The sequence below is a fragment of the Halorientalis brevis genome, from assembly GCF_023077655.1.
The window spans coordinates 35,382-55,600 of sequence record NZ_JALLGV010000002.1 but is presented as its reverse complement, the minus strand read 5'-3'; the positions used below and the strand labels follow the sequence as shown (position 1 = coordinate 55,600).

Below are 20,219 nucleotides of genomic sequence, written 5' to 3'. Positions count from 1 at the left end.
CGTAGGGAAGATAGCGGCTATGTGCGGTATTCTCGGCAGTACATTTCCACCCGGTGTAAGAAGCTCGTTGAGCACGGGCTTCTCGATCATCTCGGAAATGGCGACTATGTCATCACAGAACGGGGAGAGGGGTACTTGGACGGGGAGATCGACACCACAGAGGGCACGCCCGACGATGTCGAGTCTCCCTTCGAGACAAACGGCGGTCCCAGTGCTGGTACGGAAGAGTCGTTGTAGCCCCCACCCCCCTATGACACGTCGAAAGTCCGCCCCTTGGATGGAACAGGTGGATGAGAAAATCCTCGAATACATGCGAAGTGAAGGCTGGGCGTCGCCCTCCGTACTTGCCCGGGAACGGAGTATCGTTGCTTCTGAAGGCAGGATTCGAGATCGATGCGACCGATTAGTATACGCCGAGTTAGCCGCCCCGCTGTCAGCCTCAGTATACGATATTACGATGGACGGCCTTCTGTACATCCGTGGGGAGTTGGACGCACGTCACAAGCCGACGCGGTTGGTTCTCGACGACGATCGGTTCCCCGCACCGCCCCAGTGGACCAATCTCTAATACAAGAAAGGGCATATTGCATGGCCCATTAGACAAACATAGCAAGTTGCAGGACTACGACCGCAGATGTGTCAAGAATCTTCCCCTGATTTCATCCATTAACTCATTTCCGTCTTTAAAATTCTTGATGCTTGAAATCGTTGAATAGCTCATAACATCACCAGCACCTATACGAACATCGTATAATGAGTCTCGGAAATATATTGTTAGTTTTATCCCTTTTATTATCCAACCATTGTCAATGTGTTCTTGAACGTTTTCGCTTTCCCACAGGTTTGATCCAGAAAAGTCAATTTCTTCTGTGTCTTCCTGGGGATCGGGGTGATAGAGTGAGACAGAATTCACCTCGACCAATGAGGGACCCTCCTCCTCCTCAAGATCATCTGAGAAAGAGTCTAGGAATGAATTCATCCGTTCATGAGCGTTATCAGGTTGTAAAACTAGATTGGCAGAAACTGAGATTTCGAGGTTCGTTTGGCTTCCGAATACAGATTTCGCCTTTTGAACGTCTATAACGCGAGTACTTTCAATAATGAGTAGCTGATCTTCAGGTCGAATTCTAAATTCAATGGCCCCCTCAGTAACAAAATCGTTCACCCCTCCGGTAAAAGTTACTTGAGTGTCAATATCTACATACACATATCTTCCTTTGATCAAATCATCTGTTACAGAGAATTGGAATCCTTCTCTATTTTTTCCTTCTGCCTCTGGCTGATACTGAACCCGTTCCAATTCATGAGAGAGATCGTCAACGGTTAGTTCTGGGGGAGACAGGATGTCAAAATATGTCTCTGATATGTCATCAGGCCCCTCAACAAAATGCTTTGTCAGAATGATAAACTCTTTTGCCTTTGTATCGGTCCATTCAATACTAGAGTACTCATCGAATACTTCAGTCCAAGAATTAAAAGATATCTCTTCACCGAACTGGTTCTCATAAATTCGTTCCATCGTAAGTAGATGGTTATTAGGCCGGATGTAATCCTGGATGACCTTTCGAACCTGATCTACAGGATCTGAACCAGCGACATCATTCATTGGTCAATGTTTTTCATCCAATGTTATAATAACCTGCGGCAATGAGTCAGATTTGATAGAAACCGTGTATAGCTGTATTGTAGGTGTCGGAGCCAGCAATAAAATTTTCGAGATGTTTGGCTGGAATTGGAGTGTGCCATACATAGGGCTTTTACAACATATCACATTTCATTTAATACTATTTGTATTCTTGCTTGGTATTCAACATAGCATTGCAAGATACTTTTTCGACATCTCTGTTTTCAGTGTCCCCTGGGCCTTTTGTGATTTAATAGGGCTAACGAGGGGGTCCTATCAGTTTTTAAAGGTTACCACAACGTTCGTCCTTTATTTAGTTATCATCTGGGTGTTAGTAATAATGGGCACAGAGCCCGTAATAATCGGTTCATTTCTGGGCGCGTTGCCACCTCTCTTATTCGAGTTAAACAAAGAGTGGTCAAATCCCTATGTAGTTTTAGAAGATTTGAGATTAGTAAAATATCCAGAACAGTGGTGGGTATTCGGTGGTGGTCGAGACGATAAAACAGCTACCAACAGTGTTGGAGTACACGCTGTAGTCAAAAACGAGGGAAGAGGGACAGCAGAAAACTGTACTGTTCATGTGAAGAGTGACTTAGTAGGAGATCAGAGATATCATACACGATGGGCGGATAAAAACAAGATTTCAAAGAATCTTTCACCTGGTGAAAGACAAAAGGTAGATCTTCTTTGGGTAGATCTCCGAGATGAATCGGTCAGCACTGCAATTCCTGAAATTGGGGATGATGAAGAACATTACCCACCAGGAGAGTACAATAAACAAATCCGTCCAGAGCTGTCTAGTAGCCGTCACTGCTTGAAATCAGTGGTAAGTGCTAGTAATATGGCGAAACAGGAATTCAACATTCGTCTTGGAGAAGAAGATCGGCTATCAATTCCTGAGGATATTATAGAAAGAGCTACTGACTGGGATGTGATCAAATCGCTAAAGAATAATCCCAATGAAGATTATGTGATTTTATATAACGAGATGGGACACAGAATACTAGAAGTTCCAAGCGGCATCGATATTTCATATTTAAACCGTATTGAAGGGTTTAGTGAGGAAGACTTAGATAAGCAACCAACAGAGACGTATTCTGATGCGCTTGAACGTGTATACTATGAAATTCGGGAAGTATGATCAATTAAGCGATGTGCTCCAGATACCGGCTCCGTACCTCATTTATTAATTCATTCCCCTTGTCGTAATTATTCACATCCTCAATTTTTGAATACCCCATCACCTCAGTACCAGCCATTTTTAATGTGAACAGGCTATCATCGTAGTGAACAGCAGCTTCGATGTTCTTGATTATCCAATTCCGGTCAAGATGGTCCCTGATTTCTGGATGTTCCCGAACATTTGAACCATTAAAATCGATATTTTTTAGAGATACTTCTTCTTCATCTTCCTCGTCATCACGCATATTAGGAGGGTTATGCAATTTCACGCCATCAACACTTAGCAGGGTAGGCCCCTCTTCTTCCACTTCTTCAGCAAATGAATCTATGAATGAGTTTACTCGATCAACGGCATCGTCTGGCATCGCGGTCAGATTTCTGCAAACGACAATGTTGAAATTTGTCCTGTTAAAGTACGATTTTGCCTTCTGTACTTCAACAACTCGTGTCGTTTCCAGGATTAGGAGATTTTGTGACGGATCTATCCTAAATTCGATTGCACCTTCACTAACATAGTCATTGACGCCGCCAGAAAATGATACCTGAGTTTCGACATCTGTATAGATATATCGTCCATCCACTTCTCCATCGACAATACGATATTCAAACCCCTCTCTGTCACTTCCTTCTGCATCTGGGTCATAGGCAATATCCGATAGCTCTTCTTCTACCGTCTGTAGATCGATATTCTCGGGGTCAATGATTTTGAAGTATGTCTCAGGAAGATCGCCAGGCCCCTCAACAATTTGTTTACACTGTCGGACGAAATCTCTGGCCTCATGTTCTGACCAATTACGGTTATGATAATCCTCGTAAGCGTCCGACCATGACGTGAATTCTACTTCTTCTCCAAAGTATGACCGATGGATTCTTTCCATCGTCAGTAAATGCCCATTCTCTCTAACAAATTCTTCAATAACTCGGATGACCCTGTCAACAGGGTCCATATTACTCGGCATCCTTGCTACCCAATCATATGCCACTTAGAAAAAAATTTGGCATGACACGTGTAGAAAGCCCCTACTGAAGCTCTGCTAGAGACATATAGGTTAGCAATAAGTTATGGGTGGAAACTTTCGACAGTGATTTAAGATTTCGGTTCCTTGGAGGGGCGAAACATATTGGAGCCCCGCTAGAAAAAATGAACTCTATCAATACATCTATCGCAGATGTTAGAAAATACCCTAGCCAGAGGTCATCTGGGGCAGATGCTAAGCTACATCTGCATAATACCACCGATAGAGTTCTTGAAAGGGGCGAAGTCAATATATCCGTTGAATCTCCAGAGGGTGTCAATACCGATATCGGTATGTCCATTCAAAAGGAAAATGATACTTGGGAGCTAGTTGAACCTCTCCGCCCTGATCGGGACTTAATACTCCCAGTTTTTATCAGACTTGAACCGTGGAAAAAGGAACTCCAAGGCAGTATTATGATTCAAGTTGATGTCCATGGTGAGTGTGTTAAAAAGGCCACATTCCAGGTTCTTAGATGACTAATCCGAACTTTTTGTTACGTAATTAAGAACCTCTTCTCGGAAAAACTCAGCAAAATCTTCAACCTCAAAGTCACTGGGCTGATGCAGGTTGAGATATCCACTTTCAGTTAGAGCTATTTTTGCAACATGCTCATCTTCATAGGGATATTCAACACCCAGTTGGTTTAGATCTGAGACTTCAAGCACACGCTCAAATTCAGAATCTCCCATTACTCCTTCCCCATAAACTACGCCATTACTAGCTTTATTGTCTGTACCATAGAATCCAGCCTGCCATACATTAGCGTCTTTGTGGTCTTCATAGAAGGAACGCAAGTTAAGATTTCCACGGTCAATTAGTGTTCCTGTCTGACGGCCAATAAGATCGAAAGTAAATGATCCAGATCCACTTTTAATCAATACAACATGTGGAGGGAAAGCCAAGAACTCAGTCTGTTCAACAATTATCTCTTTTTCTTTTGTCGTCCCGATTTTTCCACCCTGAATGAGTCCAGATTCTTTATTTATTACCTTCTCAATGGCAGCTCTTCCTGAGATCGCCCGAGTGCCATCAGACAAATCAATAGAATTCTCAACATCGATACAACGCTTTAATTCTTGTTCATCATGGGTTGTCGAGTATTGCTCAGATTCAAGTGAAGAAAAGTCACCATCAATAATCCCAATGACACCTGATTTCATGATGATATAACCATCAGACGATTCTAACTTAAATGCTAGCAATGAAACCTTTTGGTCAATGACTATATCATCTCAAAGTGATCGTACTTCCGTTCTGTCGTTAAAATTGTAGCATGTCGTAAACGATTTCGCACATCATAGAGACTATTTTCGTCCTCATCCCGGAGCATCCGCCACGCAACACTGTGGCGAAGCGTGTGGGCGCTCACATCGGTTGCACTCCCTCGACCGGCGTAGGCGTAGGGATTCAACGCCTGCACGGTCAGCCAACCGCTTTACGACGTCATTGATTCCTTTCCCAGTCATCCGGTCGGACTTCCGCGAGGGGAACAACGCTGGACTGTCACCAGATCGTGCGGCGAGGTACGCTCGGAGCGTCCGTACGGACCGTAGGTCACCGCTTGGGTCCAGCTCGAACGTCGCCACGGTCGGGCTGTTGTCATTCGGGTAGTCTTTCTGAATCTCGGTATGTCCACCGTCGGGGTGTCGGGGCACCCGCCGTCGACCTCAGTGTCGTGTTGCTGTTCACGAGGAGGTAAACATGCCGGAACCACTCAAGCGCAGTCGCTCGGTTCTTATCAGCCGATTCGTAGTTTCCACCGCAGTAATCGGGGCGGTCTCCTCCCGGGATACAATACTCGCCGATAGGCCAGTCTGAAGCGATCGCCTGCGGCGGCGTCTGTCTCGTGGGGGCTGGCGCTGCAGCCGGGAGTAGGAGCCCTCATATCACCCTGTCGATGGATTAGATAAGTAGTCCGTTATATCAGTCGACACCAAAGTTCTAGTTCTAAAATTCACACTTGGCCAACAACATCCATAGCCCAGACAACCAGTTAAAATATGGAAATACGCCACATTTGAGTAGACACATCGGATTTAGTTCATGCGTCGTGGTGGCAGTAGTTTTCGGTCAGAAGATACTGGATGGTATCAACGCTTGGCAACCTCAGATGGTCGGAATATCCATAAGGAATTGGGGATAGAGATTAATAATGTCAAATGTTGGGCTGATATGTGAAGCGGAGGTACCAGAAGGTTCGACTATCGAAATCGAAGTCTGCGAGGATATTGATTCAGACGGGACAGTCGAACAGAGAGACTCTATTTTGATTGAGACGGGAGAATTTCTCTATATTTTGGACGGGTTAACTGGAAAGCGTGACAGTCGGTACAGCACCGACATTAATTTTGAGCGGGATTCAGTCGACGTTTCGCCCTCAGTGTCATCACTCAGCTTACTCACTCCTGGTTACTCAGAAAATTCTCAGATGGATCTGCGGGCTATCATGGACAAGCATGGACAAATGAACTACTTCCTCCACCAGTTGAAGAATGGAGATAAGAGCGCATTTCGATACAATTTATCAGGGTTTCTTGCCGGTGCGATATCAATCGAAGAGATACTCGAGAGCAAATCTGATTTCGGTATAGAGAGTTGGGCAGAAGAGAGCTGGATTGTTGATTTGAACGCCTATATGAGAGACAACCGGAATAATGCAATGCACCTGGGAAAACCGGTGGATTCTGGATACCGACCAGGGACAGGCCATTCTCAATCAATTAATTTTGGTTCAGAGGAGGAACAGACCAATCCCTCACAAAGGCATCTGTTCTTAGACGTTCCGGGGTCCATTATAGAGGCGATCGGGGAGGACCTTGATGATCTCACGTTGGCCGATTCGTGCTCTGCATATGCTGACTCTCCGATTGCAAAGTCGCTTCCTGTTGTCCCTTTATGTCAATTGTACTTTGAGATATTTCAAGAACGAAGGATCGATTGGTTACGATCCAAAGATGATGTTGACGTACACATAGTGGACCGCGGGAAGGGAGAAAATTAACTCAGTGAGATTTACCGTTCTATGTCAAATCCTACTTTGTTCTACTGACAGACAACGCAGTAGCTGAATATCTGGGCTAATGCGTTCTGGGTATAATCGAGAGTACTCGATAGCAACCAGTTCTTTGACCGGATGATGTAATCCACCGCGCGTATCGGTCACAGGCTTGGCTCCAGTACCTGTGCTGCCTGCCGTTATTTTTCCTTTCTTACCGGATAGTATTCGTCGTTGTTCAGCGGGGCAGGAATAGCCTCGTGGTCGACAGTGATGGCCATGCCCTCACGGCGGGCGAGTGCAAGCATGGCCGTTGCATCAAGAGCGACGGCTTTCTGAACGGCGTCGGCATCGCGGGCGTTGGCGACGTGAGTCTGGTGGAAATCGAGGAGCCCCTCTATACCGGCCAAGATATCCGATTTGGAATCGTTGAGAAGTCCTTGAATGAATTGGATATAGGCGCTATAGCGTGCTCTGTCCCAGTCGCTTCCGTGCTCAACGACATACTGTTCGAGCGTATCGAGGTGCTGTTCGTCGGAGTCGTTATCGAGGATAGCCGAACTCAACGACCGCGCGAGATCGATTCGGTGAGCGAACTCACGCTTATCGAGTTCATCTACGAACGGTTCTGTAGTCCGGGCATATACCGTGTCGGCGATGTCTTCGACGTTCTGGCGGGCCAGCAGCACGGCGAATATCCCATTGATGTAGTCGCTCCATGGCCCCGGTGATGCTGGGCTTCGTGGTTCCTCCTCGTACTTCGACTCCCATTTGCTGTTTGCATAAATTGGCCATTCTTCGACTAGCGCCCGAAACCAGTCGCTGGCTCCATCGACATCATCAAGCGCAAGCAGGCCCACAGCGACCGTTTGTGCCCGAGTGGGTCGGGTGACGACCGCGGCGTCGATTCCGTCTTTGCCGTCAAGCAACCGTTCGCGTTCTGACTCCACCAGTTCGGATAGTTCGTTGCTTGACATCCTCCCTGATATACCACGGAAGACAGTGAAACAAAAGTGTACGCCATGCTGACTTCAGCCTCTATATCGGTCACGCTAAAAAGATCACTACGACAAGACAGGACGGATTAAAGCACGAACCTCATTCTCTTACTCCATTATTACGCCAGACAACTACGGTGACTCATTAGTAGAAACCAGAGTACCCGAGTTAGTGAAAGAGCCACAAACAATCCGGGGCCACTACTCCACCACGCCGGATTGCAAGGTTCGTCACAGGCGTTGTGACGCAGAGGACAACCACCAAGAGCATCCCAGTGTTACGACCACGCTCACTGCACCTGAAACGAGAGGAGTCCCGCATAGTCCTGCAGCTAGGCACACCAACGCGTCTGCGGCCAGCGGGAGCGTCTGACTGCATCCACCCTCAGCGGACCGTCATCGCGACGGTCCTACGCCGAGCTCATCACGGACTCAGCCGGTCACCTCCGTCACAACGGGCGTGACGCCACCCGTCCGTGTTTTCCCGCCCGTTGCCTCCAGCAAATCCAACCCGAGATACTGGCTGTCCAGCAGGCCCTCCGCGGTGTCCATGTCCATCGTCAGCAGTTCCTTCGGCTCCTGTTTCCGGCCGACCTGCCGGCGTTTCACCCGGACGTCGTCACCACCTAACTCCACCAACTGGTCCCACACGCGATGGATCGTCTGCCGGTGGGGCTGCTTCCCGAGGTGCGCCGTGAGGGCTGTTTCGAGGTGGTCCCGAGTGAAGAAGATGCCACTCCCATCGGTGCGTCGCTGGGCAAACTCCGGCCAGCGTTTCGCCACACAGATCGCCCGGTAGGTGTTCGCGCGATTGGACTGCTCGACGAACAGCTCCTTGACCTTGGACTGCTGGCAGTTTGCGAAGAAATCCAGCGGCGACGAGGAGGGGTCGACGCCCTGGGGGAGTTGTTCGGCGTCTTCTTGCTGGTCCGTGTCGGCGGCGACCTGCTCGGCCTTGGCGCTGGCACTCCGGGCGATGTCCCGGGTCTTCTCGCTGTCGTCCTCGAGGTCGTCGACGCGATCCTCTAGAGCGTTGATCCGGCTGACCTGGTCGGTGATCGTCTGCTGTTGCTTCTCGATGATCTCTTGTTGGTCTTCGACGGTCTCGCGGAGTTGCTGGCACTCGGCGAGCAGCCGCTTGGTGAGGGAAGACTGGTCGCCAGCGGGTGCGTCGGTCCCGTCAAGACCGGGGCTGTCTCGGGGACTGTCGGCAGAAGAAGGAGCTGTCATGCTACCTCCGAGCCGGCGAGCCTGATGCCCCTACACGCACGAGGAATGGGGAGGAGTGATGGAACACATCTAACCAACAGGCCCAGATCACTGGGGGAAATGTTGGTTAATGGGTTCCAGCGATGGTCGAGAGATGATTCTAACTGACGGTGAGAGGTTTCAAGCCCCTCGGTGTCGAAGGCTGACATGGCTTCTGCTCGTTGGAAGCCTCATCGCGCCGACCTGCCAGTACAGGTCGGTGACGATTTCACCGAGTATCGTAGGCGCGATAGAGGCGTGTCCTAGAATACTTTCCGCACAGCACTTATTACTTGCCACGCGGAAACTGGATTCCGCCCGGAGCTTGTTATCAACCGGGGAACAGTTAGGGGATGGGAATAGATGTTCCCTCAAATGGGATCGCCAGGTCGGAAACCAACGGTCACCGACGTTGATATTCTACGAGAGTTTGTTTTAACTCCAGATCCCGTTCTACATCCGACAGAGCTTACTGATCCCCTTGACCTGTCACGCCAAGGCGTCCACAACCGCCTGCAAGACCTAGCTGAAAAGGGGGACCTTGCCTCGAAGAAGGTCGCGGGAACTCGCATCTTTTGGATAACTGAGTCTGGCCGCGAACGCGTAGCAACTCATCGAGAGTCGGAGTAGTCCTCCGTCAGCCACCACCCGACCCAGTTTCCTCTCTTTTTCCGATCTACTCGCCCTTCTTCCTGGAGGCTCTTTAGACGGTTTGAGAGACCGGTACGAGTTACTGGAAGTTCGTCTGCAACCTCGCCAGCGGTGAAGAACGGCCCCTCAGTTTTGGCAGCTGCTTCTATTATCCGGCTGTCCGATACCTTCTGATTTCCATGCGCGGAGTCCATGACTCAACCTCTTGTTTAGTTTCCGCGTGGCAAAAATTTATGGGGTTATGGGTCCATGTTAGAGATACGGAAACCCGGCTCTGTAGGGCGATTTTCGCGGAAAAGTGCCCGCCTGTTCCAGCAGGCGAGCCGGGTTTCTGTGCTAGAAACCATGACCGACTACGACAACGATTCTGAAAAGCGTACCGCCGTTTCGAATCACGCAGCGGTGATCGGCTACGACCAACGCGGTCGGTGCCACCGCTGGGACCCCGTCCGGGCCACGCTGTCCGTCACCGTCGACGGCGACGTCGTCCACACCGAAGAACTCGCTCGCCCGGCCGTCCAGCACTGGATCGACTACGTCCGCGAGGAGAAGTGCGGCTGGATCGACGAGTGGTGGAACGCAGAAACACCAGCGCACGACCGCCACCAAGCCGCGAAGGCCCAGGCGGCGGACATTCGCTACAACCTGGCGAAGGACGCCGCCCAGGAGGCCACGGCATGAGCTGCCGCGTCGAGGCCCGTCACCAAGCACACAATGCAGTGAACGCACTCGAAACCGTCCCCGCGGTGATCGGCGTCGACGTGGTCGCACCGAGCGTCGACCCCACCGACCGCTGGACCGTGGAGGTGACGCTCCGCACTGACGGCATCCCCGCCGTCGTCAGTGGGATCTTCGGGGAATACAGCTTAACGCTCAGGCACGCAGGCCCGCGCGGCGACTGGTGGCACGGGCTCGCCGTCGTCGACCAGTAGCGGAACTCGAATCCAATTTTTCGGTGCGGGACAGCCGTCAGTTGGTCACTATCCCTGTATGGTATCTGCTGTAAGTGGAGTCAGACAAGAACTACACAATGCGTGGGCTGTTACGAAGTTCCGAACGAGATCGGGCATTCTGGTCATGATACCCCGATTCGTCCTCTGAGTCAGTATTCCGGTCAAACAAGTCCATGTCATACTATAATACATTATCATAATTGCACGTTCTCACAGACACTGAAGACGACGAGTGGCCGACAGCAGTCAATGACGGATTCTACGGTATTCACACGCTTTGAGACCTGTCCGCTCATGGCCTTGGTGGTACTTGAGACAGAAATTGGTCAAGCTCGCACGTAATCCCGACTCCTGATCTACGTGGGGAGAGAGAGGCCCAAATGGTCAACTACGGCGTCTTGATCCGCCCCGGGGAACTGATAGGGGTACTGATTGACGACGAGAAGGATACTGTCATCGTGGAGCGTTTCGGTTCGGTGGACGGGTGCCGAAAGGATAGTTTCCCGGCCGATACTGTCGACTGTTCGTCGGGAGAAATAGTTCGCCCAGCACGGGTAGTCGATGTCACCAGTAATGACCTGCTCTTCTGTCGGAACATACCGTTCGATACGTGGACTTCTGTAGAAGCCGTATCCGCAGAACGGTTCGGTACGACGGTGGACAGCATTCGAGAGCTGCAAGAACCGACCCAGATACTCATCACGGGTTCGGTCGTCATCGTGACTGGTCTCCTTGAAATAGAGATTGGATACCGAGAGTGCGACATGCCGGAACCCAGTTGGCACACGACTCGTCTCGATGTCGATGGACACCTCGATCGGCATGCGTTCTGCCCATACCTCACAGCGGCCACTGTCTGCGGAATCTAAGAGGTCGATCACCTCTTCGATTGAGTCGACGTGGTCCCAATCTCGGCTTGCGGTCACTCGCCAGCCGTGAGTTGCACCATCACTGTTGGCCCGACAGCCGTTATCGAGAAGCGCGCGAATGGTTTCCCCAACGATGTCGTCCCGATTTTCTCGGTAGAGGTAATAGATTGAGACTGGTTCTTTGGACATGTGTTTTGAGTATTTCTGATTGTCAGTTGTTGACAATATAATCTACTTTATTAAGGTTGACCGACAGGGACGCTGAGGGATCGGCACCGGTCATTGTTCATATGTCTGTGCTTTGGCTTCAGATGTTCTATATATTTGCTGAGTTACCTTTAATCTGCGGTGACTGACTTCACTCGTAGCTCTCCGAAGCCGTACTTCGAGTGATTCCCGACACGAATCACGCGAGTTCATCACGAGGAACTCAACGAGTGGGTTCAAGTCAGAATGAATTGAGTGGTGGTTGGTGCTGGCTCAGCGCTCGCGTAGGTATCCTCGAAGATCGTCAACGCCGTCGAACGAGTTGATATCCTCACCGGCAAGTACCATTACCCCGCCAGAGTCCAGTTCCTCGATAGCGACGGCCGGCGCAGTGCGGAGTTTGTCCCGGCCGATTTCGTCGACCATCGCTGAGGAATAGTACGTGACGAGACTGGCATCGTCAGGACCGATCTCGTTCACCCGTGACGGAATCGGATCCGCGTGTTCACTTCTGTATGCGCCGAAATCGAACTTGAACCGGTCGAAGAGAACGGTTGCTAAATCGACAACCCGTTGGAACCGCTCCGGTTCCTGCACATCTGAACTGTGTGTTTCAATTTCTAACCGACAGCCACCGGGGTCTGTCGGGTTCAGAGTCAGTGTAAACGGGAGTGGCTCGTTGGTCTCTCTCCTGGTGAGTCCCACTCCAATCTGTGTACTCGCCGAATCGAATCGATCATACTGTTCAAGTATCGTTCCCAATTTCTCTATCCGCTCGTCAATTTCCCCTTCTCGGACGTTGATTTCGTCGGCGAAACCCTCCGGCGAAATGATGTATCTTCCGGGGTACTTTCCAGCATTGTACCGGGTACCCTGGGCGACCAGACAGTACAGGACACTCCCGAGGAACCATGTATCGGGTGTTTCGGTTCTTAGGAGTTGGATTTTCCAGTCGTGAATTGTTCACCCATCCATGTTGCCATGTGAAAATCGTCCTGAACTTCAGACGAGTCATACTGTTTCCTGCAGGCCACAGGGTCTGACTGAGCTCTCCTCAAAGTTCCTGCGGGATGTATTCACTTTCAATATCGACTTCCAGTCCGTGTCTTTCGGCCAATTTACTCAGCGCGAGTGCTGGGAGACAAACATACTCCTGTGCTGAACTGGGCTGATCAGCGATATCAGCAGCATGGTATTCAACTAATTGCTCAATGGCCTCATGCAGTTGCTCTGTATCGTGGGTAGCGATTCCTTCGAGAGCGATCGCTAACGGCTCGAAGTACTGTACGAGATCGGGATTGAGATCCTCTATGAATGCCCGCATGTTTGCGATGTATTGCCGAGCGTCTTCATCCTGGAGTAATGCCGCCAGCGCTTTCACATAGTAATACTCATGCAACAAGTCTCGATGGTGATTGGGGTACTCGGGATCCATCATCGACGAGACGGTTACTATTTCCTGGATCACTCCTTCATCACCCGAAAGAAGTGCCGAGTAAAACCCCTCACGTAATACAGTTGGCTCACTATCCCAATGGGATTGAGAATGTGATTCAATCGCATATTCTTCATACGCTTTATATCTCGATATATGATGTTCTACAGCTCGTTTGAACCATTGGTTAGCCTGCGAGAGATCTCCGAGGATTATCTGAAATATAGCTATCCGCTGTGCTTTACGGGCGATAAATCCATTAACTCTGTAAACTCGCTTTGGGGGAACATTCGAATCGCTAAGTTCAGATTGATGTTTCTGGACGCGGTCCTTCAGTCGCTGTAGTTCATCGGAAATCTCAGTTGTATCTATTTCCATTCTCTTTACTACGGTTGATCCAGTATCTGACCAAGCTTTATTATATCAACGTCGTCGATATCAAGCCCTATATCTTTTAATCCACCGTCAACGGTAAATCCATTCTTTGGCCGATCTTGCACCGCAACCAGCTCCTTCCGAAGTGGTGAATCTTCAAGTTCATTTACGAACTGACTTTGCTTACTGGTTTCGGCAGCAGCATCCAACTCGTCGATCGTAGTGTCGATCCACTCATCATCCATCTGGTGACCTTTCGTTTCCGTGCTGGATAACCAACCATCCTTAGTCACCGTTTGGGATGCACTAGAGGTCTTGTATTTCGCTTCAATGATGATAAGCTCATCTGAGTCTGAATTTGGATCACGAGCCACGACGTCAAATCCAGTCTCGCTTGTTCCTGACTCGAAGGGGACATCGACCACTTCGTATCCCTTCTCACGAGCGATACGAGGAGCGATTACCTCTTCACCAATATCCCCTTTCAGGTTCGTCAATTGATTGGGCCCCAATGAGGACGCCTCGTCAAGTGACGAGATACCATATTCGTCCAACAATCCTGGCGCCTCTGCTTCGATCGCTTGGTCGAGATACACTCGACCATCATCTGGATAGCGAACAGTCGCTGGCACGCCTTCATTCGTGATATCGAATGTAGCTGTTCCGTCACCGACATCGACATCACGGAGTTCATCGAAGTTCGTTTTCAGCGAGCCCATCGGCACATCGGCATCAGCGACCCTCCGGGCCATCCCTCCCGACCAGAGCTGTGCTGCGAGTGGATAATCAATTCCACCGTCCGGGACAAGTGAACCCGACGACCGGCCAGTTACTAACTGCCGATCTAGGTATGCATTCAGCGTGGTATCGTCGAGCGAGTTCGCAATGTCGGCTGTATCCTCACCAGCGACCTGGATGAAGAGCCGCTGGTCCGCCACCGTCGCATCGGCATCGAGGAACCGCTGAAGGTCCGCATCGGAGAACTCGCGGAAGGCTTTCAGCGACCGCGGGCCACCGTCAGCCACAAGCGTCGTGTAGCGTGCTTTGGTTGCACCGTCAAAAGTCCGGTAGCGGCGCATCGAGCGGCCGATGTCCGCTTTGGTCACGTCAGGATCGTTCTTGTACGCCTTGACGACCATCCGCTGATATCGAAGGTCGTCCTGGATGCGAACGAGCGTCCGGGCCGGTGTCTGTCCGATGCTCTTGACGACTTTCGCTCCGCTTTTGCCGTAGCGGGCTGCAAACTGCACCGTCGACCGTTCGCCAGCGGCATCTCGGATGGTTCGGAGCCGCTCACTCGGGATGCGGTCAATTGCCTCGATAGTGGCGCGAGATTTCACCGTGTCCAGTGTCCCGAGTGCTCGGCCGGCTCTGCCGCGAGCGAATTGCGTCGGGAGGACGTCATTTGCGCGTTTGAGGCTCCCGACGGTCGCTCTACGAGCCAGCCCAGTCGCTTTTGCTTTGGCGAGGACTTTGAAGCCGCCGGCCGCATCAAGCCCGCGCGAAATCGTCGTCGACGTCCGCGCCGCATTTCCGATGAGTCCAGCCCCTTTTGAGAGTGCTGCCTCTTCGACGACGAAGGCACCAATGTAGCCAACGTACCAGCCGCCTGCGAACGAGGCGTTGTTGAACGACCCAGCTGAAAGTGGGTTCTGTGCACGCTGGGAATGCTGGACCGACCCGACGATGGCACCAGGCACCTGGTTCCGAAGGGTTTCGTTCTGTGCGATGTCGATGAGTTGACTGAAGCCATTGATCACCTGACCTGGCTCCTGAGCCAAGGTTGCAAGTCCATCGATAGACTGGCCCGTGCCGTAACTCAGCCCACTCGTGAGACCGAGTGATGTGTAGATATTGGTCGATGTGGCCTGTGGCAGATCTGTCCCCCGTTCGATGAGACCGGCAGTGTCAGCGAAGACGTTCCGGCCGACGAACTCTTGTGCTCGGTCGTTTCCGTTTTCGTCTTTGGCGTAGACAGTGACCTTCTCGCCGAGTAAACTGTCTTCAAGGTTCAGTGCTGGATTGAACCGGAATTTGTCGATTGACTCGTAATCCTCATCGAGGTTGTAATCGCTATCGGACGTCGATTCGAACTCGTTGCCATTCTTCCGGAGTTCGATCCGCTGGAGTCCGGCATTGTCGTAGACTCCGTAGTCCACGACGTACTCGGGCGCCCATTCATCATCACAGGACCCTGTTCCATCGATATCGACTGGGTCCCAGCTCAACTCCACGTCGACATCGACATCGACGGTACAGATCTCCTCAACCGTGACTGACCTGAATTGGATTTCTGGCGGGTCAGCATCGTACAGGGTAGCACCCGAACCCTCTTCGAGTTCGACGGCATCGTCGATTCCATCACCGTCAGTATCCGTATGTTTCGGTGATGTCCCCCGCCGGACCTCTTCATGGTCGATGATCCCGTCCTCATCTGAATGAGCTTCCATTGGATTGGAGAGTTCAGCCAGTGGCTTCTCAGTCAAGTGGTCGTAACCACTCTCATCGTTCTGGACGGCAGTGACGTAATCGCGCGTCGCCTCCGGCGTTGTGGTGATATTGATGCTTGCGTCAGCAACTTCTTCGGCATCGCTCAGCCGGTCGCGGTCGGAATGTGGTTTCCGTGGGTCACCTGAGAGGAGGTAGTGATCGTCCGGGAGGTAGTCTGGACAATCAGCCGAGATTCCGTATTGGGAGCTGAGTCGGCCATCATTACAGTACTGTGTGACCTCTTGGCCGTCGGTGAGACCATCGCCATCGGTATCGTTTTCGGTCGGATTGGTGGTGATAATCCCATTTATAGTATGGAACCCACCGACTTCGAGACCGTCATCCAACCCGTCGCCATCTGTGTCTGCGTCATTCGGATCAGTTCCCAGCCGTTGTTCGACACGGTCTGGAATTCCATCATTGTCGGAGTCGTTAGATGTGGGGGCTGATACCGTCTGGGGAACAACCTGTGACCGGAGATTAACGCCAGTCGCAGCGATCGATATTGTCGCTGTGTCACCGCTTAGTTCCGAGACATTGAGGTATTCGCGGACTGTACCGACAGTCCCGATCGAGAGCGATTTAGTGACAGTGTTGCCGTTCGCATCGGTTGCAATTACTGTCGCGTTTGGATTGACGTCCGTCTGTTCTGTCTGATAGAAGATCGCAAGTTGATCAGTCGAGTCCGTAAGTGAGTACTCCCACGAAGCTTGGCCCGTATCACCTGTCGTATTGTTTGGATTGTCACCAGTGTTCGGTGATTCAGGGATGTGAATCGTCACTGGCTCATCCATATCCAGCGAAATCGAACGCGGGTCGGTCGCCTGCCCGGTTAACACCTGCCACGTGGTGAGTTCACCTGATGAAAGAGGGCTTTGACTTGCAGCGTCGTTGAATGCAGGCGAGATAGATATGGTCTGGTTCGGCAGTCCGCCACGGAAGACACCACCGTCAGTCCGTTTGTAGTTCCAGGCCCAATCAAATCGCGTCTCCGAGGTAAAGTCACCGGGGTCGTCCTTGACCACCCAACTGCCTTGACTGGTGGGGAGGTCATCAAATGTCATCGTGACGGCACCCCCAGACCCGTCATAAGGCTTATCATGGAGCAAAACAAGGCTCAGTCCATCAGGTCCAGACCAGAAGAACAGTTGACTCTTATCGCTTTCTGCAATCGGGAGAGGTGAGTTGATCTGCGCGTTGGCATAGTCGTAGAACGTCTCGATTCGTTGCCCGTTACTCAAAGGGACAGCCTCGATCGAACGGTTGTTCTGTTCAACGATGATCTTTCGAGCACTTGGGACACCACCCAGAATGAGTGTCGTTTCATTCTGGAAGTCACACGATTGTTGGCAAGTGAACGACGACTGGTTCTGGAAGACGATAGGTTCGGGGCTGTCAGCGGAGCCATTCGTTCCTGGTATCTCACCGGCAGTCTGCAACTCGGTATAGTTCTGCCACGCCGTCGCGTTCATTACTGTGTATCGCGAGAAGTGTGACGTCGTGGCCGTCACCGTATCATTCGCCTGGTCAACGGTTGTCGGAACCGGTTCAAAGTACTGGACCGTCTCATTGTAGCGGTAGACGGTCAACGCAGACTCATTGCCCACAGACGAGTCGGAATACTCGAACGTGAGCTCTGCTTGTTCGAATTCCCGGGTCGTAGTCAGGTCCACAATCGGAGTGACCCGAGCGTCACTCACTGGTCCACTTTCAAACCCAAGACGTGTTCCGTTTCGAATTTCTACTGCCGCTGCCTGCTGGCCCGGACCCGTTACTGCGACTGAAATATCGTATGTCTCATTAGTTGTCGTCGTTGTAAACGTCTCATCTCCATCGATGACTCCGTCACCGTCGGTGTCAGGATCGGTTGGATCAGTCCCGAGTTCGACCTCCTCTGGATCCGTGAGTCCGTCTTCGTCCGTATCCTTGGCTGTCGGGTCTGTCTCCAACTGCCGTTCCCGTGAATCGTTGAGTCCATCACCATCTGTGTCAGATTTGAATGGATTACTTCCGAAGGTGATCTCTCTGGCAGTCGTTAGGTTGTCTCCATCGTAATCTTCAGCGCTGTCGAGGCGCTGGTTGTCGTTTGAATCCGGATCTGTTGGATCCAGCTGGTCATATTTTATCTCAGCAACATCAGGGAGTCCGTCCCCATCGGTATCGATTTCCAGTGGGTCGGTTTTGCGGGTATATTCACGAACAGTCGTTAACCCGTCATCGTCAAAGTCTTCGTACCCATCAACGATTCCGTTGTCGCTTTCGTCATTATCGGTGGCTGTAGAGTTACTATCGGGGTCTAATGGATCGGTCTTGGTGACTGTTCGCTCATATTCGCCCGGAAGGTAGTCGCCATCCAGCAGGAGAGTATCACGGCCGACCACGTCACCACCGGAGCCACTGTTTTCGTTGGCTCCAGAACCTCTTTCCCTGGATTGCTGTTTCTCACGTGCAGGGTTTCCCTTCTGCTGTGGACCATTGGACTTCGTTTTACCAGCGCTCTTTTTTCGGTCGCCTGCACGTTGTTTTCCGGGGGAAGGTTTGCGCTCAGTATTTTTGGCGGTGGTCGTCGTGTCCGACCGGAGAGGCATGCGAGCGGACACTGTGATGTTGGTCTGGTTCGAGGGGACATCTACTTCGAATCCGAACGTCGCGTTCGCACCTGGGGCTGCAGTCCCATTGACGGGGACTGTAACCGGATCACCCCCATCGATACGGACTGAGACATTTTCGACTGGCCGGACAGACTCGACTGTCCCGAGGATATTCCGGTGAATCCCTGGTTCTTCGCTTGGAATATCTGCCCTGGTTCGGATCGTCACGTTCGGTGGTGTGGTCCGAGCAGTTGCGGTCAGTGCCCGCTGTGCGTGGTGCCAGGCCTGTCCGTATGCTCGCACGGCTTGTGCCCGTGACCGCAATTGCTGTTTCGAGTGTTTGTTCGACGCTTTCGCAAGTGTCTCATTTGCCCGTTGTTCTGCACGCTGAGCAGCCGCAAGTGCGTTCGATGCTTTTGGCGAAACCTCGACATCCGAGAGCTGGAATGTTCGCTCGACGTCACGGATTGCAACGCGTGCACTGGCTCGATCTGCCGCTAGAATCATCGCGGTCGCGTTGCTAACCTGTTGCTCGGCAGATGAGCGCTTACTCACATGCGCCAACGACGTTACTGCCTGTGCATCCCTGAGGAAATGCTTCTTCTCTGTCCGTCGCCACTCACCGTGGAACCCATCGCTGCTGTCGTTAAGCCGGTTTAATGCCCGTTCGAGCGCGCGATCTACATCCTGTCGGTCGCTCGAGTTAATTGATTGTATGACTGTCTGAGCCTGCGTGAGATGCTCGTAGGGGGTAGTCCCACTCGGCGTCGTCTCCCCGTTGAATAGGTCTGGACCAATGTATCCCGGGTCTATTGGTGTGACCGTTGCATTCCCCGATTGCAGACCACCTATAGTATCAGGTTTCCCCGGATTCACAATATTCTGTCCAAACGGCGTTTGTGTCCCCTCCAGATTTCCGTTCTCTCCAACCTCAGGGCCGGAATACCCGACCACCGGCGTTACTGGAGCGGTTACCAGCATTACCACTGTGCAGATAACTATGAGTGTGTATGAATGTCTCATTGAGCAACCTGTTTGAGAGATCCTTCTTAAATCTTGTTATTGGAATGGAGAATCATCTTCAATGATATAACCTGCTGTCTACCCCTCTATCGGCAAACTAGCCCTCGTCTCGGAGTTTAATTTCAGTCACTGATATATGTATCTAATTCAACCGTCAAGAATGAATTCTTGTAGACTGTGGTACAGTACGGCCAGTTGAGTGCGATATTATAAGCTAACTTTCCTGCTGATATCGAGAGAAGGCTGAATGTAGTCACACCTGTTGTGACAGACAAGCAACTCCAGAAGTACCGGACATGCGTTACGACCGCGTCCATTTCTTCTGAATCAAAGGGTCATCTCCCGAGTCCCACAACTAGCTACTGCATGTGTCAACGGCTGGAGGCCACGCCTAGACGTGCACCCTTGATGGGTTGAAGCAGGCAAGACTGAAAGCCAGTCGCCCAGTTCCGTGACGACCTATTTTACCACTTCAGCAACCACCCCTGGCAGCGATATCCTGGCGGAAACGGACAATCTGCCGTCTTCTACAGTCTTACCAAACAACGCAGGAGCC

The 20,219-nt window shown here is 51.3% G+C and carries 14 protein-coding genes and 1 pseudogene; 5 read left to right on the top strand and 10 right to left on the bottom strand.

The window, feature by feature from the left end; genetic code table 11:
* Positions 1-622: 622 nt before the first annotated feature.
* Complete coding sequence (locus MU553_RS04765) at positions 623-1,606, bottom strand: hypothetical protein (RefSeq protein ID WP_247376283.1); 984 nt, start codon at positions 1,604-1,606, stop codon at positions 623-625.
* Between the two features lie 133 nt (positions 1,607-1,739).
* Here MU553_RS04765 and MU553_RS04760 point away from each other — a divergent pair, with 133 nt between their 5' ends.
* A complete protein-coding gene (locus MU553_RS04760; RefSeq protein WP_247376280.1) occupies positions 1,740-2,768 on the top strand; it encodes a hypothetical protein in 1,029 nt (342 codons plus the stop codon).
* A 4-nt stretch (positions 2,769-2,772) separates the two neighbouring features.
* Here MU553_RS04760 and MU553_RS04755 read toward each other — a convergent pair whose 3' ends face one another.
* On the bottom strand, positions 2,773-3,756 hold the full coding sequence (locus tag MU553_RS04755) for a hypothetical protein (protein ID WP_247376277.1): 984 nt from the start codon (positions 3,754-3,756) through the stop codon (positions 2,773-2,775).
* Between the two features lie 119 nt (positions 3,757-3,875).
* Here MU553_RS04755 and MU553_RS04750 point away from each other — a divergent pair, with 119 nt between their 5' ends.
* The gene (locus MU553_RS04750; protein ID WP_247376276.1) at positions 3,876-4,304 is read left to right on the top strand and encodes a hypothetical protein; all 429 of its coding nucleotides are present in this window, start codon (positions 3,876-3,878) and stop codon (positions 4,302-4,304) included.
* Here the strand turns inward: MU553_RS04750 and MU553_RS04745 are convergent, their stop codons facing one another.
* Both MU553_RS04745 and MU553_RS23730 read right to left on the bottom strand, forming a co-directional pair.
* A complete protein-coding gene (locus MU553_RS04745; protein WP_247376272.1) occupies positions 4,305-4,988 on the bottom strand; it encodes a hypothetical protein in 684 nt (227 codons plus the stop codon).
* 62 nt (positions 4,989-5,050) lie between these two features.
* A pseudogene (locus tag MU553_RS23730) lies at positions 5,051-5,456 on the bottom strand (tyrosine-type recombinase/integrase); the annotation flags it as partial.
* Positions 5,457-5,980: 524 nt separating this feature from the next.
* Here MU553_RS23730 and MU553_RS04740 point away from each other — a divergent pair.
* The gene (locus MU553_RS04740) at positions 5,981-6,829 is read left to right on the top strand and encodes a hypothetical protein (RefSeq protein WP_247376268.1); all 849 of its coding nucleotides are present in this window, start codon (positions 5,981-5,983) and stop codon (positions 6,827-6,829) included.
* A 194-nt stretch (positions 6,830-7,023) separates the two neighbouring features.
* On the opposite strand, the gene MU553_RS04735 is transcribed toward MU553_RS04740, so the two are convergent.
* Together MU553_RS04735 and MU553_RS04730 are read right to left on the bottom strand one after the other, a co-directional pair.
* The gene (locus MU553_RS04735; RefSeq protein ID WP_247376266.1) at positions 7,024-7,800 is read right to left on the bottom strand and encodes an Imm49 family immunity protein; all 777 of its coding nucleotides are present in this window, start codon (positions 7,798-7,800) and stop codon (positions 7,024-7,026) included.
* A gap of 453 nt (positions 7,801-8,253) precedes the next feature.
* Entirely contained in the window at positions 8,254-9,051 is a 798-nt protein-coding gene (locus tag MU553_RS04730; RefSeq protein WP_247376263.1) for a hypothetical protein, read from the bottom strand.
* A 1,014-nt stretch (positions 9,052-10,065) separates the two neighbouring features.
* On the opposite strand from MU553_RS04730, the gene MU553_RS04725 reads away from it, so the two are divergent.
* Both MU553_RS04725 and MU553_RS04720 read left to right on the top strand, forming a co-directional pair.
* Positions 10,066-10,401, top strand: coding sequence for a hypothetical protein (locus MU553_RS04725; protein ID WP_247376260.1), 336 nt, complete (start codon positions 10,066-10,068; stop codon positions 10,399-10,401).
* Entirely contained in the window at positions 10,398-10,652 is a 255-nt protein-coding gene (locus tag MU553_RS04720; RefSeq protein WP_247376257.1) for a hypothetical protein, read from the top strand. The genes MU553_RS04725 and MU553_RS04720 overlap by 4 nt, the downstream gene beginning before the upstream one ends.
* Positions 10,653-11,029: 377 nt before the next feature.
* On the opposite strand, the gene MU553_RS04715 is transcribed toward MU553_RS04720, so the two are convergent.
* The 4 genes from MU553_RS04715 to MU553_RS04700 form a co-directional block, all read right to left on the bottom strand.
* The gene (locus MU553_RS04715) at positions 11,030-11,731 is read right to left on the bottom strand and encodes a hypothetical protein (RefSeq protein WP_247376254.1); all 702 of its coding nucleotides are present in this window, start codon (positions 11,729-11,731) and stop codon (positions 11,030-11,032) included.
* A 291-nt stretch (positions 11,732-12,022) separates the two neighbouring features.
* Complete coding sequence (locus tag MU553_RS04710; protein WP_247376252.1) at positions 12,023-12,346, bottom strand: hypothetical protein; 324 nt, start codon at positions 12,344-12,346, stop codon at positions 12,023-12,025.
* Between the two features lie 457 nt (positions 12,347-12,803).
* Positions 12,804-13,562 carry an immunity 49 family protein gene (locus MU553_RS04705; protein WP_247376249.1) on the bottom strand — a complete coding sequence of 253 codons (759 nt, stop codon included), beginning with the start codon at positions 13,560-13,562 and terminating at the stop codon, positions 12,804-12,806.
* 8 nt (positions 13,563-13,570) lie between these two features.
* Entirely contained in the window at positions 13,571-19,663 is a 6,093-nt protein-coding gene (locus MU553_RS04700; protein ID WP_247376246.1) for a hypothetical protein, read from the bottom strand.
* Positions 19,664-20,219 lie beyond the last annotated feature (556 nt).

Excerpts from the sequence above, each read along its gene's own strand:
- MU553_RS04740 (WP_247376268.1), top strand. The coding sequence starts at position 5,981 with ATGTCAAATGTTGGGCTGATATGTGAAGCGGAGGTACCAGAAGGTTCG.
- MU553_RS04715 (WP_247376254.1), bottom strand. The coding sequence starts at position 11,731 with ATGTCCAAAGAACCAGTCTCAATCTATTACCTCTACCGAGAAAATCGG.
- MU553_RS04765 (WP_247376283.1), bottom strand. The coding sequence starts at position 1,606 with ATGAATGATGTCGCTGGTTCAGATCCTGTAGATCAGGTTCGAAAGGTC.
- MU553_RS04720 (WP_247376257.1), top strand. The coding sequence starts at position 10,398 with ATGAGCTGCCGCGTCGAGGCCCGTCACCAAGCACACAATGCAGTGAAC.
- MU553_RS04735 (WP_247376266.1), bottom strand. The coding sequence starts at position 7,800 with ATGTCAAGCAACGAACTATCCGAACTGGTGGAGTCAGAACGCGAACGG.
- MU553_RS04755 (WP_247376277.1), bottom strand. The coding sequence starts at position 3,756 with ATGGACCCTGTTGACAGGGTCATCCGAGTTATTGAAGAATTTGTTAGA.
- MU553_RS04700 (WP_247376246.1), bottom strand. The coding sequence starts at position 19,663 with ATGAGACATTCATACACACTCATAGTTATCTGCACAGTGGTAATGCTG.
- MU553_RS04705 (WP_247376249.1), bottom strand. The coding sequence starts at position 13,562 with ATGGAAATAGATACAACTGAGATTTCCGATGAACTACAGCGACTGAAG.
- MU553_RS04745 (WP_247376272.1), bottom strand. The coding sequence starts at position 4,988 with ATGAAATCAGGTGTCATTGGGATTATTGATGGTGACTTTTCTTCACTT.
- MU553_RS04730 (WP_247376263.1), bottom strand. The coding sequence starts at position 9,051 with ATGACAGCTCCTTCTTCTGCCGACAGTCCCCGAGACAGCCCCGGTCTT.
- MU553_RS04725 (WP_247376260.1), top strand. The coding sequence starts at position 10,066 with ATGACCGACTACGACAACGATTCTGAAAAGCGTACCGCCGTTTCGAAT.